We start from the raw sequence: 16,070 nt of genomic DNA on the forward strand, positions 1-16,070 counted from the left end.
GCGACTTTCCGTACGGGAAGTCGCATTTTTTGTCCCTTTCGTAACGGTGAATGCTTCCATCTCTTGTTGTTCGCGGGAGATGAAAGGTTTCTTCGCAGCCTGGAGTTTTCTATGATGAGAGTAAGGTAAAGTAGGGCAGGGAGCACTGGCCCTAGTCGATTCCTACGGAGGGACCATGTTGAACAAAAAACATCAACGAGGCGAATATCGCCTGCGGGCGGTTGAAACATGGCTGGATCAATTCGGCGCTATGGTTTGGGCCGTGGACCAGATCTGGCATGGAGCGGCGCAGCCTCCCGTCAACGTGTTTGAAGATACGTTCATCGAACTATATCGACGTTTTTCGAGCATCCGCCGCTTTCCGTCCGCGCGTTCAGCGGTGCTGTATTACGCTATACAAGCTTGTGTCAACGCAAAGGAGTCGGAACTCGCCGAGAACGTACACCGCGCGAGTACCCAAGTCGGCGACTCGGCCAAAGCGAACGTGTCCGAGACGACGGCGTGCTCCATGCCTTGGGAAGGTGAGCTAGAGGCGATTTGTCGACTCACGCAAACTCAGAAATGGGTGGCCGTTTCGTACCTGTTTCACGAGGGTGACATGCATACCCTGTCCCGCACGATTTCTCGACCCAGGGCGTTCGTCCTGAACCAGCTGGATGCGGCCTCCAAAGTGCTGTGGTCTGCTTCCGACACGTTTGCCAGTGCGCAGCAAAAATGGGTCGACTTGCGCACGAAGGTCCAGGTCTATCTGGAGCAGTTGTGTGTACCGGAAGCGGTGCAGGTACGAGCGAGAAAGATGTTGATGGCGTCTGCTGCAAGCATGCAAGCAGAACACCGCCAGCGCGGACCAAGATGGGTGAAGTACGGGATGGTGCTGGCTGGAGCGGTAGCCCTTGCGGCGATTGCTTACGGTGCACAGGGGAGAGTTCAGTCTGCCACTGCGAGCAGCGCTGCCGCGGGCGACGCGTCCATGCCGCCGAAGCCGACCGGCTTGCCAAGCCCCATATCCAACTTCCCAGGGCGTGTGCTTGCACAATTTCGGCTCGCGAACCACTTCGACATAAAAACCGCAGCGCACATGGCGATTACAAAGAACAGTGTGTACCTGCCTGAGTTGACCACAGTCAGCGATACGTGGCCGTCTGTGGTGATAAATCGGTGTGACATGGCTAAATCGGGTCAATCGCTTGAGGAGAACCTGGAGCGAGTGGGACAAGTGGACCTGATTCCACCAACGCACCCGGCAGCGTCCAGTGGAAAATCAGCCGCGCCAGTCGGCTGGGTGGTCAAGGAATGGCGCTTTTACGTGACGGGTTCTTGGGGGATAGTCGTCGCGAATTGGGTGCCACACGGTGCGTCTGGTGAGTCGGTAACACAGCTGTACGCCCTCTATCTACCCACTGGAAAAGCAAGCCTCGTCAAGACGTTTGACAACAAATCGGCAAGCGACCAAACAGTCGTGGCCGTGGGTGCAGGGAAAATCGTGGTTCAGTCAGCCATTGACGGTGCAGCGGATCAACCACAAGGACAAGCGTCCTTGAGCTTACCTGTCGACGTCTATACGTTGTCAGGACACATTCCTTTGCAAGCGCTGGGCGAGCCAAAACACATTCCAGCCCCATTTGGGCTGATGCAAGATCCGGTTATCACCGGGGATCGGCTGATATTTCAGGGAATCCGGGGACAGGTTCAGCCGGAGGACAATATCAATGCGACTTGGTATGGTTTGTCCTGGGACGGTCAATTGGCCCGTTACGATGGTCCTCCGCTGGACGGTCAACCGCACTGGCCAGTCACAGGAGCGTCTGGTGCTCTCTGGTGGGCAGAGACCACCCCAGACGACTCGCATCAGTCCAGCATGCAAGTGCTGATGCACCCATTGACAGGCACAGACGCGGTGAAGCAGACTCCAGCGCAGACCCTGGCACAGTCTGTTCAGTTTTTTACTGCGTCGGATCAGTACGTCGCCTGGGTTCAGTCGACGGAGGGAGTCACCCAACTTGTGGTTGGAGAGTTGCCATAGACGCCACGATGAGTTCGCCAGTGGGGGAGGTGATGGTCGGTGAATCAAGTCCTTCGCGACAAATTGACACTCTTGCCAGCGAAGCCTGGCGTGTACTTGATGAAAGACGAATCCGGGAACATCATCTACGTGGGAAAGGCGAAGGTTCTGAAAAACCGGGTGAGGTCCTACTTTACAGGTTCTCACGACGGGAAGACCCAACTGTTGGTCAGCCAGATCCGCGATTTTGAGTATATCGTGACAGATACTGTGGCCGAGGCATTGGTTTTAGAGTGCAACCTGATCAAGCAGTACTCGCCCCAGTACAACATCATGTTGCGCGACGACAAGGCATATCCGTACATCAAAATTACGCATGAGCGCCATCCACGCCTGGAGATTGTTCGTCGGGTGAAAAAGGACAAGGCGAAGTATTTCGGCCCATATCCGAATGCCACATCTGCGACCGAGACGAAAAAATTGTTGGAGCGATTGTATCCTCTGCGCAAGTGCAAGACGCTGAAGAAAAAGGTCTGTTTGTACTACCATATCGGGCAGTGTTTGGCCCCTTGCGAGTTCCCTGTTGAGGAGGAGACGTATGCTGCGCTCACGCGCGAAATTGCGAATTTCCTCAGCGGCGGACACAAGCAAGTGCAAGAAGACCTGCGCCAGCGCATGGAACAAGAGGCAGAAAAACTAAATTTTGAACGAGCCAAAGAACTCCGTGACCTTATCCAGCACATCGAACGGGTCATGCAAGAGCAGAAAGTCACAGTCACTGACCTCGTCGACCGCGATGTCTTCGGGTACTACGCGGAACGTGGGTGGCTCTGCGTCCAAGTCTTCTACGTGCGATCCGGCAAAATGATTGAGCGCTCTGTCAACGTGATGCAACACTACAAAGAAGCCGAGGAAGACTTCATGTCATTCGTCGAACAGTTTTACTATCAGCAGGCGGATATTCCGAAGGAAATTTTATTGCCGCAAGGCGTGAACAGCGACGCGCTGCAGGAGTGGTTGCCGGCGAAGTGCATCCAGCCAAAGCGGGGACAAAAGCGTCAACTCGTAGATCTGGCGTGCGAAAATGCCAAGCTGGCGCTGGAGGAACGCCTGCGACTCATGGAAAAGAAGATGGACCGGACTCTCGGGGCCATTGTGGAACTAGGTGAGACGCTCGCCATCCCGACACCGCACCGCATTGAAGCGTTCGACAACTCCAACATCCAGGGCTCTGACGCCGTGGCGGCCATGGTCTGCTTTATCGACGGAAAACCTGCGAAGTCGGAGTATCGCAAGTACAAAATTCGAACGGTGCAAGGGCCGGATGACTACGAATCGATGCGGGAGGTAATCCGCAGGCGGTACACCCGAGTTCTGAAGGAAAAATTGCCTCTGCCGGACCTGATTGTGATTGATGGTGGTAAGGGCCAATTGGCAGCAGCGTTGGACGTGCTGGAGAACGAGCTCGACCTGGACGTTCCGGTCTGTGGATTGGCGAAGGATGACCGTCACCGGACGCACCAACTGTTCTTCATGGATGAGGAGCAACCGGTGGAAATGGACCGTCACTCCCAAGCATTTTATCTGTTGGAACGCATTCAGGACGAGGTACACCGATTTGCCATTACGTTCCACCGGCAACTGCGCAAAAAAACCGGACTGAGTTCCGTGTTGGACGACATCCCCGGCGTCGGCCCGCAACGGCGCAAGGCGTTGCTAAAGCACTTTGGATCCCTCCAATCCATGCGCGAAGCCCCGTTAGAGGAGTTTCAATCCATCGGCATTCCAGCCAGGTTGGCGGAGGCGATTCAAGTGCACTTGCGACAGCTGTAAAGCCGTTTCGTCACGGTTGCAGACGAGCAGGACTTGACATCGACGCTTGTCGTTTCTTGACGCTGTATTTCACAACCAGTACAATTTACGGTGGTATCGGGAATTCCCAACCTAGAGGCAGTCGATGAGACTGCCGTTACATATGTCCTGACCATGTGAGAGCGTGGCGGGTTTCGAAGGGAGGCAAACGCGTGGCACAAGTTAAACCACACACAGATTACATGCTGCGCAGGTTACACACACTTTCCGGGGTCATTCCTGTCGGGCTGTTTTTGTTGGAACACCTATTTACTAACGCAACAGCCACCAAAGGCGCAGCATCTTTCAACAATGCAGTCGGCGCAATTCAATCCATTCCGCTACTGCCCTTTATTGAGTTTTTCTTTATTTTCTTGCCCCTTGTTTATCATGGTGTATTCGGACTGTACGTGGCATTTACCTCCGGATATAACGCAGGGCAATACTCGTGGGGACGCAACGTGATGTTTACCTTGCAACGGATCACGGGCATCATCACGTTTGTGTTCATCATCTACCACACGTGGACGACTCGGTTCTCAGGGCACGCGCCGACGTTTGACATGATGCACCACCTGGTTCAGAACCCAGCGTATCTGTGGTTTATGATCATCGGCGTCGTCGCTGCAACGTTCCACTTTGCCAATGGCATGTGGTCGTTCTGCATTCACTGGGGGATTACCGTTGGCCAGCGTGCGCAGCGCGTGACCGCCTACGTGTCGATGCTATTGTTTGTGGTCTTGGCTGGCATCGGCGTTGACGCGATTCTCGCCTTTACACACAGCGCGTAACGGCTACATACGCAGTCCTTTTCCGGCACTGTTGTGTCGATGACGACGAAGGAGGGAACGCAGCATGAGCGGACAACGCATCATCGTAGTCGGCGGTGGTCTGGCCGGCTTGATGACGACCATTAAAGTAGCAGAAGCGGGAATGTCAGTGGACTTGTTTTCACTGGTTCCAGTAAAACGCTCTCACTCCGTGTGTGCCCAGGGTGGCATTAACGGTGCAGTAAACACCAAAGGTGAAGGCGACTCGCCCTGGATTCACTTTGACGATACGATTTACGGCGGAGACTTCCTCGCCAATCAAAAGCAAGTTTTGGCCATGTGTGAAGCGGCGCCTGGCATTATCCATTTGATGGACCGCATGGGGGTCATGTTTAACCGGACTCCGGAAGGTCTGCTCGACTTCCGTCGGTTCGGCGGCACCAAGCACCACCGCACTGCGTTTGCAGGTGCGTCCACGGGGCAACAATTGCTGTACGCTTTGGACGAGCAAGTCCGCCGTCACGAAGTGGCGGGGTTGGTCACCAAGTACGAAGGTTGGGACTTCCTCGGCGCCATCCTGGATGATGAAGGTGTTTGTCGCGGCATTGTGGCACAAGACCTCCGCTCCATGGAAATTCATACGTTCCGCGGCGATGCGGTTGTCATCTGTACGGGTGGCAACGGCATGATTTTCGGGAAGAGCACGAACTCCCAGATCAACACCGGATCGGCAGCGTCTACGCTTTATCAACAAGGCGTCAAGTACGCGAACGGCGAGTTCATCCAGGTTCACCCAACCGCCATTCCAGGCGACGACAAGCTGCGCTTGATGTCCGAATCTGCGCGCGGCGAAGGTGGACGAGTCTGGACCTACAAGGACGGAAAACCTTGGTATTTCCTAGAAGAAAAGTATCCAGAATACGGAAACCTGGTTCCCCGTGACATTGCAACCCGTGAGATCTACAAGGTCGTTGTGGAGATGGGGCTCGGTGTCGACGGCGAGAACCAGGTGTATCTTGATCTGTCCCACATCCCGGCAGACGTGCTGAATGTGAAACTCGGCAACATTCTCGACATCTACGAAAAGTTCGTCGGTGACGATCCGCGCAAGGTCCCGATGCGCATCTTCCCGGCTGTGCACTACAGCATGGGTGGTCTGTGGGTCGATATCAATCAGCACACGAACATTCCGGGATTATTCGCTGCGGGTGAAGCGGACTTCCAGTACCACGGCGCAAACCGCCTGGGTGCCAACTCCCTTGTCTCCGCCATCTACGGTGGCATGGTCGCAGGGCCGAATGCCGTGAATTACGTCAAGGGGCTGAAAAAGTCGGCGAACGACTTCTCGGAAACGCTCTTTGACCAGTACCGTAAGCGGGAAGAAGAGAAGTTCGAAGAAATCATGCGGCTGGATGGCACGGAGAACCCATATCAGCTCCACCGCGAGCTTGGCAAAGTGATGACGGAAAACGTCACGGTCGTTCGCTACAATGACAGGCTGAAAAAGACCGACGAGAAGCTGCAAGAGCTCATGGAACGCTGGAAGAAGATCAAGCTTCCTGACAAGTCTCGTTGGCAAAACCAGTCCGCTCAGTTTACGCGCCATTTGTGGAACATGCTGCAACTGGCTCGCGTAATTACCATTGGTGCGCTGATGCGCAACGAGAGCCGTGGGGCACACTACAAACCAGAGTTCCCGAAGCGCGACGACGAGAATTTCTTGAAGACAACCATTGCTACATTTACGCCTGACGGTCCTAAGATTTCATACGAAGAAGTTGACACCTCGCTGATTCCTCCACGTGAACGTAACTACGGTAAGAAGGAGGATGCATGACGTGACTCAGCAAACGGCAACTGCGAAGAAGACCGTTCACCTGATTATTGAACGTCAAGATGGTCCGAATTCTCCTGCCTATACGCAGGAGTTTGTCGTCGACTATGTTCCAGGTATGAATGTCATCGCCTGTTTGATGGCCATTCAGCGTAATCCGGTCGATAAAGACGGGAACCCCGTAGCCCCGGTGGCATGGGAGATGAACTGCCTGGAAGAAATCTGTGGCGCATGCATGATGGTCATCAACGGTAAGCCTCGTCAGGCTTGTTCGGCCATTGTCGACCAACTGGAGCAACCCATTCGGTTGAAACCGGCCCGCACGTTCCCTGTTGTGCGCGACCTGGTGGTCGACCGGAGCCGCATGTTTGACGCGCTGAAGAAAGTAAAGGCGTGGATTCCGATTGACGGTACTTACGACCTGGGCCCCGGTCCGCGGATGCCGGAAAAAGATCGGCAGTGGGCCTATGAACTGTCTAGGTGCTTTACGTGCGGTGCGTGTGTGGAGGCGTGCCCAAACGTGAACGAACGCACGTCGTTCATTGGGCCATTCGCGATTTCACAGGCTCGGTTGTTTAACGAGCACCCAACAGGCAAGATGCACCGCGAAGAGCGGCTGGAAGCACTGATGGGCGAAGGCGGAATTCATGAATGCGGGAACGCGCAAAACTGCGTACAGGTTTGTCCGAAGGGCATTCCGTTGACCACGTCGATTGCGGCGATGAATCGCCAAGTCAACGCGTATGCGATTGGTTCTTGGTTGAAAAAATAAGCGCTGTACGCGTGGTGGAGACGAAAGTCTCCACCATTTTTGTTTACACCGGGGGTGCGCTGTCGATACTGGGACTGGGGATGAAGGAGCGAATCACTATGATGAAACCCATGGAGCTCGGCTTCATCGTGGCTTTGTCCGTCCTCACCGTTCTTGCGACGGGCAGCGTGCTTCGGGATGCCAGCATCGGCCAGACGTCGTATGTGGATCAGGCAGTGTCGAAAGGAATTCACGCTGTGCAAGCGTGGGCCAGAAGTTCACTGTGGCAGGAAAACGTACCGGTCGAAGACTTGGCACAGTCGAAGCCGGCAGCGTCAACCTCTTCTGGTCCATCGGCCGGCCTAGAGGCCAAGGGATCTGTCAGCGGGACCGAAGCCTCGGGCGACGCAGCCCGTTGGCATGCACAAGACGTGGGGCGGCTGACAAACATCGTCAAAACGGTCTTACAGTCCATGACGCCCGATGAGTGGAAGACGTTGGGGTCTGATATCGCGGCGCAGAACCCGTCATCAAAGGCAGTCGAGGTGGCGTCCATCGTCAAAAAGCACTTGTCTCCAGCAGACCAACAGTGGCTCACCACTCATTTTTCAGGACCGCAGGCTTTCAATGCTGGAGATTTGGATCTCTTGCAACAGGTTGTCTCTGAGTGTAAGGCCAAACTGACGCCAGACGAGCAGTCTCAACTCCAACAGGAATTGTCGCAGTTGTTGACTTCGTGATGCCCGTAATGAACGATGCGATGCTAGGAATCTGCGAAAGTGTTGGAAGATAGCGGGCTCGAAGACGCTGTCACCCAAACGCCAGAGCAGCCAGTGTGACATGGTGGGACCCAATACAAGGGTGTCACCGTTTTGCTGTTCAGCACAAGTTTGTAGTGTGACAAGCCCTTACTCACCGACTTAGATTGTCAGATCGGCAAATCCGTGGTACCCTAAATAAACCGAGAAAGTCCATAAACATGCTAGGAATATAGTTCGTCTTGGGGTGGAAAACATGGGGAGAGAATTCCTGGATTTGTTCGACCGTTGGGCGTCTACGTACGATGAGACGGTTTACGGTGGGGATAAAGAGTACGTTGAGGTGTTTTCAGGATATGATGAGATTTTGCAGAGCGTCGCGGAGCGGACCGTGGGAACGGTGCTCGAGTTTGGCGTTGGCACGGGCAACCTGACCGCAAAGCTGGTCGCGTTAGGGCGCCGTGTGATTGGTGTGGAACCGTCCGTTGAAATGCGTAAACTCGCGCAGCATCGGCTCGCGAATGTGCCAATTCACGACGGCGATTTTCTGCACTTCGAATTGCCGATTCAGCACGTTGATTCCATTGTCAGCACGTACGCCTTTCACCACTTGACGGACGACGAAAAACGGCTGGCCGCTCGGCGATTTAATACACTGCTTTCGATGGGCGGAAAGGTCGTCTTCGCTGACACCGTCTTTGTGGATCAAGAAGCGAAGGAGAAAGCCATCCGCAAGGCCCAAATTGAATTGCGCTCCAACCTCGCAAACGACCTGGCCACTGAATACTATACAACTGTACCGGAGATGACGAGGATATTTCAGGAGGCTGGCTTTGACATTGAGTTCGCCCAATGCAATGCATACGTGTGGCGGTGGGAGGCTACGAAGATTCAACCGGTCGAAGCACAAGATGCTCCTGCTGTACAATGAAGAAGCACGCCGGTCCAGAAGAACCTAAGAGGGTGGTGTGATACTGGTGGATGGTGTGATTACAGATATTCGAGCGTTGATTGGCCATACGCCCCTGATGGAGTTGAAGCATTCCGGCGTGCCGAATGGAGTTCGATTGCTTGCGAAACTCGAATACTTCAACCCTGGTGGCAGCGTAAAGGACAGACTGGGCGTGGAGTTGATTCGGGACGCCTTCGCGACCGGGAAGTTAAAGAAGGGTGGAACCATCATCGAACCCACCGCTGGCAACACAGGGATTGGGTTAGCGTTGGCCGCGCTTCACGAGGATGTCTCGGTGATCTTCGTGGTCCCGGAAAAGTTTAGCGTTGAGAAACAGCAACTGATGCGCGCACTTGGCGCGAAGATTGTGCATACACCGACCGAAGAAGGCATGAAAGGCGCCATCCGGAAAGTGGAAGAACTCTTAGCAGAAATTCCGGGTTCATTCAGCCCCAGTCAGTTCGCCAATCCAGCGAATCCGGCGGCGTACTATAAGACGCTGGGTCCAGAAATCTGGGACCAGACGCAGGGTCAGGTAGATATCTTTGTAGCGGGAGCAGGGACCGGCGGAACGTTTATGGGGACGGCCAGGTACCTGAAAGAGCAAAACCCGGCCGTGAAGACTGTGATTGTAGAGCCTGAGGGCTCCATCTTGGGCGGTGGACCAGTGGGTCCCCACGAAACCGAAGGGATTGGCATGGAGTTCTTGCCGCCATTTATGGACAAGACGTACTTCCAGGCGATTCACACGGTGTCGGACAAGGATGCGTTTCGCAGAGTGCACGAGTTGGCGCGGAACGAGGGACTCCTCGTCGGTAGTTCATCTGGTGCGGCGATGCACGCAGCCTTAGAAGAAGCGAACCATGCCCCCAAGGGAACGACGATTGTGACCATTTTTCCGGACAGCAGTGAGCGGTACTTGAGCAAGAACATCTACCAGGGAGGTTTTTAAATGCGTTCGAAGACTCGATTGATACGCGGTGGAATTCCTGAGGATCCGACAACCGGAGCTGTGAGTGTTCCGATTTACCAAGTCAGTACATATCGACAGGAAGCGGTTGGCAAGCACAAGGGCTACGAGTATTCTCGGACGGGAAATCCGACGCGGCGGGCACTGGAAGAACTGATGAAGGACCTCGAAGGCGGTGTGGCTGGATTCGCATTTTCTTCAGGAATGGCCGCCATTACTGCGGTCATCATGCTCTTGAATGCTGGAGACCACGTCATCTTAACCGACGACGTCTACGGCGGCACGTTCCGGGTGGTGACGAAGGTTCTGCAACGGTTCGGGATTTCGGCCACCTTTGTCGATACCACCGACGTCCGCAACATTGAAGCCGCCATTCAACCAAATACAAAAGCACTCTACTTGGAGACACCGACCAATCCGCTGTTGAAAGTGTCAGATATTGCCGCGTGTGCTCAATGCGCCAAGTCTCGGGGACTGTTGGTCATTGTTGATAACACGTTCATGTCGCCGTACTGGCAGTCTCCCATCGAACTGGGCGCGGACATTGTCGTGCATAGTGCGACGAAGTACCTGGGGGGACACAGCGATGTGGTGGCTGGCATCGCCGTCGTGAACTCACCGGAGTTGGCAGAGTCCCTGCACTTCATTCAGAATTCCACGGGGGCTGTCCTCGGCCCACAGGATTCTTGGTTGCTGATCCGCGGGATTCGCACGCTTGGCGTCCGAATGGAAGCTGCCGAACGAACGGCGCGTCGTATCGCAGATTTTCTGGTGGAGCATCCCCGTGTACAGCGCGTGTATTATCCAGGCTTGCCCTCGCACCCTGGCCACGACATTGCGTCGAAACAAGCACGTGGGTTTGGTGCGATGATATCGTTTGACGTCGGAAGCTTGGAAAAGGCCGATGAGGTACTCGCCAACGTGAAGTACTTCACCTTGGCCGAAAGTCTGGGCGCGGTGGAAAGCCTGATCTCCGTTCCAGCGCGAATGACACATGCTTCCATTCCGAAAGAACGTCGAGATGAGCTGGGCATCACGGACGGCCTCATCCGGATCTCGGTCGGATTGGAAGACGCGGAGGACCTCCTCGAGGACCTGGCAGCTGCGTTGAAGTGATGGTTGACTGAACCAGGATTGGCCGCAGGGGTATTCTCCACTCGTGCGGCCATTTGTATGACCATGCTCGGAATGGACGGTTTCAAACCGCAAGCCATCTCTCGTGGTGCTGAATCCCTCTATTGAATTTACAAATTTCCCATTATAACAAACACTGTGATAGCGTGGCCAGCGTGCGGGCTTGCCTGCTCGCCCATGTTTTCCGATTTCCGCACACGGTTTCACAGGCCGTCATACTATAGCGTGACTGTATCCCATTCTTGTAGACCGAGCGACAAGGAGGGATAAAAGAATGTCTTCCGGCAATGACATGCGGGTGAAGTCACTACTGACAAATCGTGAGCGAGAAGTATTCGAATTGCTGGTTCAAGACAAGACGACAAAGGAAATCGCAGCCCAGCTGTTTGTGAGCGAGAAGACAGTGCGTAATCACATTTCCAATGTGATGAAGAAACTTAATGTAAAGGGACGCTCCCAAGCCGTCGTAGAACTCGTGCGACTGGGCGAACTGAATATTTGACGTAATTACCCCTACAGTGACATGGTGTAGGGGTGTCCTTTCGTTGACGCTGGCAGGGGAGAATGATACAATCTGCAAGAACACAACGTCTTAATTGAGGTGTGCCTGTGGGGGTTACGTTCTCCAACCACGTGGTTGAGATTGAAAAGCATCTTCGGATGATTGCGTCGACCGTGCGCCGCAGAGGGCGGATGTTGCTCGAGCAGTATCATATGACACCGCCGCAGTTCGACGCGCTCGTGATCCTGGATCGGGATGGCGTGTTGACCATCGGGGACTTGAGCAACCGCCTCTACCTTGCGTATAGCACCACAACAGACTTGGTTGATAGGTTGGAACGAGCGTCGTTTGTGGTGCGTGAGCGCGATTCGGAGGACCGTCGAGTGGTGCGAGTGCGGCTCTTGGAAAAAGGTCGGCAAATGATTGAGAAGGTGCTGGATGCGCGACGCGCGTACCTTGCAGGAGTCCTGGAGTCAGTCAGTTCGAAAGATCAGGAAGAAATATTGAGGATATTAGCGTTGTTAAATGACAAAATGGACAAGAACTGACATGCTGTGCGAATGCCGCACAGCGTTTCCTTTTTCGCGCCAGGTTCCTCCACGTCATATACATGCAGAAGTATATCGATGCAGAAGTCATCACAGTACTAGCGTTTCAGGGAGCGGTGAAATACGTGTCAAACCAATTGCCGATTGGTGTTTTTGATTCTGGCGTCGGAGGATTGACGGTAGCCTCGGCAATCAAAGCCGAGCTGCCCAATGAGACCATTACCTATTTTGGAGATACAGCACGGTGCCCATATGGGGACAAAACACCGGAGCAGGTACTTGAATATTCAACAGAAATCTGTGACTTTCTGGTGCAGCGTGGGGTCAAAATGTTGGTCGTCGCCTGCAATACGGCCACGGCCGTCGCGCTGCCGACATTGCAACAGCGTTACCACGTTCCTGTGCTCGGCGTCGTACGCCCTGGAGCCCGCGCTGCAGTCCGCGCCACCGAGACCATGCGGATTGGTGTGATTGGAACGGCCGTGACGGTCAAGAGTGGTGTCTACGAACGCGCCATCAAATCCCTTCTTCCGAAGGCTGAGGTGTACAGTCTTGCGTGTCCGGAATTCGTGCCGCTCGTAGAACGCGGGGAAACGTCTGGAAAACACGTCGAACGGATTGTCCAGGAACGTCTTCTCCCGTTACAGAAACGTGACATCGACACGCTGATTCTGGGATGCACGCACTACCCGCACTTGGAATCCGTCATTCAGCGCGCCGTGGGTGACCACGTCCGCCTCATTTCGTCTGCCTACGAGACAGCTCGAGAGGTGAAAGCGGTACTGTCCGACCAAGCCTGGACAGCGGATCGTACCGAACCAGCAGTCGACCAATACTTCACGAGCGGCGACGGCGTGCGCATGGAGCAGGCACTCCAGAAGTGGATGCGTGCCTGGGCGGATGACGCCTTTGTCATCCACGTAGGGATGGAATCGTTGACGTGCAGCCTGTGACACGAAACACACGCCAGATCCACTGGGGACAATCCACGAAATGTGGTACGATGTGAAGCAACCGCAACGGTGATGGACATGGAGTGAGCACGTAGTGAAGACGATTTATCTCGCCACAAAGAACGCACACAAAGTAGGGGAGTTCGCGGCACTTTTGCAGCCGCTGTCAGTGTCCGTTCAGCCGTTGCCGGACGGCGTTCCGGACTGTCCGGAAACAGGCACCACGTTTGAATCCAATGCCATGCAAAAAGCGTCATTTTACGCCGCTTATTGCGATTCGTGGGTACTGGCGGACGACTCTGGGTTGTGCGTAGATTGGCTTCATGGAGCTCCCGGAGTTCATTCTGCCAGATATGCCGGTGTGCACGGAGACAGTGCCGCCAACAATGAGAAGTTACTGAGAGCACTCAACGGGGTGCCCGAATCGGAACGGAATGCACAATTCGTATGCGTTTTGGCACTCTACCACCGTCGGTACGGCACCGGGTATGTGGCGCGTGGCGAGGTCCACGGTAGGATTGCTCTGCAGCCAAGTGGTCAGTCTGGTTTTGGATACGATCCGCTGTTTTACGTCCCAGAACTCGGCTGCACGTTTGGCGACTTGCCAACGGATGTGAAGAACTCGGTGTCTCACAGGGCGAAGGCTGTACAAGTTCTGACTCAATTGTGGAGGGGGGCGGAGGATGAGGCTGTGCATCGTTAGCGATACGCATCGCTACCGACACGAATTATTGAGCGCTGTGAAGAGCGTTCCCAAGATTGACGCCATTTTGCACGCAGGGGATGAAATTGAAGACGTACGTTGGCTCGCGCAACGAGTGGACTGGCCCATCTACGCAGTGGCAGGAAACTGGGATTCCGGAAGCCGCGACTTCCCACATGATTTGACCATCGACGCGTTCGGCCCGCGCATCTTTCTGACACATGGTCATCGCTGGAGGGTAAAAGAAGGGATGAAGGCGCTCACGGAACGCGCCAAAGCCGTGGGTGCAAACATCGTCGTCTTTGGCCACACGCACACGGCCGTCGTGCTGATGTCGGACGGCATCCTGTTTGTCAATCCTGGCAGTCTGGCTGCGCCGCGCGGCCGCAGAGAGCGGACGTTTGCGGTGCTGGACATTGCTCCGGCAAACGCTCCAGATGCTTACAACGTCAAGGTCTCCCATTACACGAGTCAGGGCGAGCTAACCAGTGGGCAGATGCGAGTGACCATGATAAAAAGTTCCATCCCCAACAATTGAATGCGAAGACTTGATCTCTTGGGGCGATATCGTCTACACTGTTTGAGTGCAGACGAACGACTGACACGTTTGTTAGTGACGAGTGTACGGGTGCATGGATTGTAGCGCTCCTGACGCGGGTGTAGTTCAGTGGTAGAACTCCAGCCTTCCAAGCTGGTCGCGTGGGTTCGATTCCCATCACCCGCTCCATGTCTCAGTAGCTCAGCTGGATAGAGCAACAGCCTTCTAAGCTGTGGGTCGGGGGTTCGAATCCCTCCTGAGACGCCACAACCATTATGGATGACCCGTCATCGGGTGCTTGTTGCGGAGTGTGCGCAGCTGTCGCTGAACTCCGCAACATGGTATAATGGGCGCGTTGTGTACGGACAAGATTGTCCGCTGCACAAGATTTACAGGGCAACTTGGCCGTGTTTTGGGGAGGAACTTGACACATGACGGTGAAATGGGAAAAAACAGAGGCGAACGTCGGCGTTCTCGAAGTGGAGGTCGACAAAGATAGATTCTCTGAAGCGTTGGACGTTGCTTTCAAAAAAGTTGTCCAGCGTGTGAATGTACCCGGTTTCCGAAAGGGAAAGGTTCCACGCAAACTGTTTGAGTCCCGTTTCGGGGTAGAGTCTCTGTATCAAGATGCAGTGGACTATCTGTTGCCGCGTGCATACGATGAAGCGGTTCGCGAATCCGGTATCGAACCAGTCGCCTTGCCGGACGTGGACGTTGTTCAACTGGAAGCGGGTAAGCCGTTTATCTTCAAGGCAAAGGTGACGGTGAAGCCGGAGGTCGAGTTGGGCGATTACAAAGGGCTTGAAATCAAGGACAAGCCGTTTGAAGTGGACGACAATGCAGTCAACGAGGAATTGGAACAGATTCGAAAGCAACATGCGCAAATTGACGTCGTCGAGGACGGCCAAGTTGAGCAAGGAGACATTGTAAACATTGATTTTCAGGGCACCGTCGACGGTGAGGCGTTCGAAGGCGGGGAAGCCGAAAACTATCAGTTGGAAATCGGTTCCGGCATGTTCATCGCTGGTTTCGAAGAACAACTGGTGGGTATGAAACCTGGTGAGGAGCGGGACATCGAGGTCACCTTCCCAGAGGACTACCATGTCAAAGCGCTTGCGGGCAAAGTGGCGAAATTCGATGTCGTACTGCATGACATCAAGCGCAAGCACCTGCGTGAACTGAATGACGAATTCGTTCAGGAAATCAGTGACTTCCAGACGGTAGACGAGTTCGTCGAGGACTTGAAGAAGCAGTTGGAAAGCCGCAAGGAACAAGAACATAAGCGCTATCTCGAAGACGAAGCAGTTCAGGCTGCGGTGGCTGCCGCGAAGGTAGATATCCCGCAAGTCATGATTGATCACGAAGCGGATCACCTGGTGCAAAACTTCGCACAGCAGTTACAAATGCAGCAGATTCCGTTTGACGCGTACCTGGAGTTTACCGGTCAAACCCGCGAAGAACTGCGTGGTCAATTCATGGAATCTGCAGAGAAGAGTGTTCGCACGGCGCTGGTTCTGGAGGCCATTGCGAAGAAGGAAGGGCTGGAGCCTTCTGACGAAGATGTCGATGCGGAACTGCAGAAGATTGCTGAGTCTGCGGGTCTCGAGGTCGAACGCGTCAAGCAGATGCTCAGCCTTCGTGATCCAGGACTGAATTCCTTCCGGAACGACTTAAGAACCCAAAAGACGGTCGCTTTCCTGGTGGAACATAGCAAAATCGTGTGAATTCGTGTACAATAAATCTACATAGGGTGTTTTAGCGACAAGGCACGATGATATACCGTGCCTTGTTTTCTCAAACCAGT

General features: G+C 54.4%; 15 protein-coding genes and 2 tRNA genes. All 17 read left to right on the forward strand.

What is annotated here, in order from left to right; translation table 11 throughout:
* The first annotated feature begins 178 nt into the window (after positions 1-178).
* The 17 genes from YWK_RS0104165 (at position 179) to tig (ending at position 15,990) form a co-directional block, all read left to right on the forward strand.
* Positions 179-2,023, forward strand: a complete 1,845-nt coding sequence (locus YWK_RS0104165; protein WP_026963805.1) for an NHL repeat-containing protein — start codon at positions 179-181, stop codon at positions 2,021-2,023.
* Positions 2,024-2,062: 39 nt separating this feature from the next.
* Entirely contained in the window at positions 2,063-3,835 is a 1,773-nt protein-coding gene (gene uvrC, locus YWK_RS0104170; protein WP_026963806.1) for an excinuclease ABC subunit UvrC, read from the forward strand.
* Positions 3,836-4,026: 191 nt separating this feature from the next.
* A complete protein-coding gene (locus YWK_RS0104175; protein ID WP_026963807.1) occupies positions 4,027-4,644 on the forward strand; it encodes a succinate dehydrogenase cytochrome b558 subunit in 618 nt (205 codons plus the stop codon).
* Positions 4,645-4,708: 64 nt separating this feature from the next.
* Positions 4,709-6,460: a succinate dehydrogenase flavoprotein subunit gene (gene sdhA, locus YWK_RS0104180; RefSeq protein ID WP_026963808.1), complete on the forward strand. Its 1,752-nt coding sequence runs from the start codon at positions 4,709-4,711 to the stop codon at positions 6,458-6,460.
* Position 6,461: 1 nt separating this feature from the next.
* The gene (gene sdhB / locus YWK_RS0104185; RefSeq protein ID WP_026963809.1) at positions 6,462-7,229 is read left to right on the forward strand and encodes a succinate dehydrogenase iron-sulfur subunit; all 768 of its coding nucleotides are present in this window, start codon (positions 6,462-6,464) and stop codon (positions 7,227-7,229) included.
* A gap of 98 nt (positions 7,230-7,327) precedes the next feature.
* Entirely contained in the window at positions 7,328-7,948 is a 621-nt protein-coding gene (locus YWK_RS0104190; RefSeq protein ID WP_026963810.1) for a hypothetical protein, read from the forward strand.
* Between the two features lie 274 nt (positions 7,949-8,222).
* Positions 8,223-8,897, forward strand: a complete 675-nt coding sequence (locus tag YWK_RS18275; protein WP_051375112.1) for a class I SAM-dependent methyltransferase — start codon at positions 8,223-8,225, stop codon at positions 8,895-8,897.
* Positions 8,898-8,943: 46 nt separating this feature from the next.
* Positions 8,944-9,870, forward strand: coding sequence for a PLP-dependent cysteine synthase family protein (locus YWK_RS0104200; protein ID WP_281172230.1), 927 nt, complete (start codon positions 8,944-8,946; stop codon positions 9,868-9,870).
* A complete protein-coding gene (locus YWK_RS0104205; protein WP_026963812.1) occupies positions 9,871-11,004 on the forward strand; it encodes a bifunctional cystathionine gamma-lyase/homocysteine desulfhydrase in 1,134 nt (377 codons plus the stop codon).
* Positions 11,005-11,296: 292 nt separating this feature from the next.
* Positions 11,297-11,524 carry a helix-turn-helix domain-containing protein gene (locus YWK_RS0104210; RefSeq protein ID WP_026963813.1) on the forward strand — a complete coding sequence of 76 codons (228 nt, stop codon included), beginning with the start codon at positions 11,297-11,299 and terminating at the stop codon, positions 11,522-11,524.
* 158 nt (positions 11,525-11,682) lie between these two features.
* Complete coding sequence (locus YWK_RS0104215) at positions 11,683-12,072, forward strand: MarR family winged helix-turn-helix transcriptional regulator (protein WP_051375166.1); 390 nt, start codon at positions 11,683-11,685, stop codon at positions 12,070-12,072.
* Between the two features lie 125 nt (positions 12,073-12,197).
* Positions 12,198-13,025 (forward strand): glutamate racemase, encoded by an 828-nt coding sequence (gene murI, locus YWK_RS18280; RefSeq protein WP_084453490.1) that lies wholly within the window; start codon positions 12,198-12,200, stop codon positions 13,023-13,025.
* A gap of 94 nt (positions 13,026-13,119) precedes the next feature.
* On the forward strand, positions 13,120-13,728 hold the full coding sequence (rdgB, locus tag YWK_RS0104225) for an RdgB/HAM1 family non-canonical purine NTP pyrophosphatase (RefSeq protein WP_026963815.1): 609 nt from the start codon (positions 13,120-13,122) through the stop codon (positions 13,726-13,728).
* Entirely contained in the window at positions 13,709-14,266 is a 558-nt protein-coding gene (locus tag YWK_RS18285) for a metallophosphoesterase family protein (RefSeq protein WP_051375113.1), read from the forward strand. The genes rdgB and YWK_RS18285 overlap by 20 nt, the downstream gene beginning before the upstream one ends.
* A gap of 115 nt (positions 14,267-14,381) precedes the next feature.
* Positions 14,382-14,455, forward strand: a tRNA-Gly gene (locus YWK_RS0104235).
* A 1-nt stretch (position 14,456) separates the two neighbouring features.
* A tRNA-Arg gene (locus YWK_RS0104240) sits at positions 14,457-14,533 on the forward strand.
* 164 nt (positions 14,534-14,697) lie between these two features.
* A complete protein-coding gene (gene tig / locus YWK_RS0104245; protein WP_026963816.1) occupies positions 14,698-15,990 on the forward strand; it encodes a trigger factor in 1,293 nt (430 codons plus the stop codon).
* The last annotated feature ends 80 nt before the right edge of the window (positions 15,991-16,070 follow it).

The sequence above is a fragment of the Alicyclobacillus pomorum DSM 14955 genome, assembly GCF_000472905.1.
GTDB classification, from domain to species: Bacteria; Bacillota; Bacilli; order Alicyclobacillales; family Alicyclobacillaceae; genus Alicyclobacillus_A; species Alicyclobacillus_A pomorum.

Bases quoted from the DNA above. Each gene is read 5' to 3' on its own strand.
- sdhA (WP_026963808.1), top strand. From the start codon at position 4,709: ATGAGCGGACAACGCATCATCGTAGTCGGCGGTGGTCTGGCCGGCTTG.
- YWK_RS0104190 (WP_026963810.1), top strand. From the start codon at position 7,328: ATGATGAAACCCATGGAGCTCGGCTTCATCGTGGCTTTGTCCGTCCTC.
- YWK_RS18275 (WP_051375112.1), top strand. From the start codon at position 8,223: ATGGGGAGAGAATTCCTGGATTTGTTCGACCGTTGGGCGTCTACGTAC.
- YWK_RS0104205 (WP_026963812.1), top strand. From the start codon at position 9,871: ATGCGTTCGAAGACTCGATTGATACGCGGTGGAATTCCTGAGGATCCG.
- YWK_RS0104210 (WP_026963813.1), top strand. From the start codon at position 11,297: ATGTCTTCCGGCAATGACATGCGGGTGAAGTCACTACTGACAAATCGT.
- YWK_RS0104215 (WP_051375166.1), top strand. From the start codon at position 11,683: ATGATTGCGTCGACCGTGCGCCGCAGAGGGCGGATGTTGCTCGAGCAG.
- YWK_RS18285 (WP_051375113.1), top strand. From the start codon at position 13,709: ATGAGGCTGTGCATCGTTAGCGATACGCATCGCTACCGACACGAATTA.
- tig (WP_026963816.1), top strand. From the start codon at position 14,698: ATGACGGTGAAATGGGAAAAAACAGAGGCGAACGTCGGCGTTCTCGAA.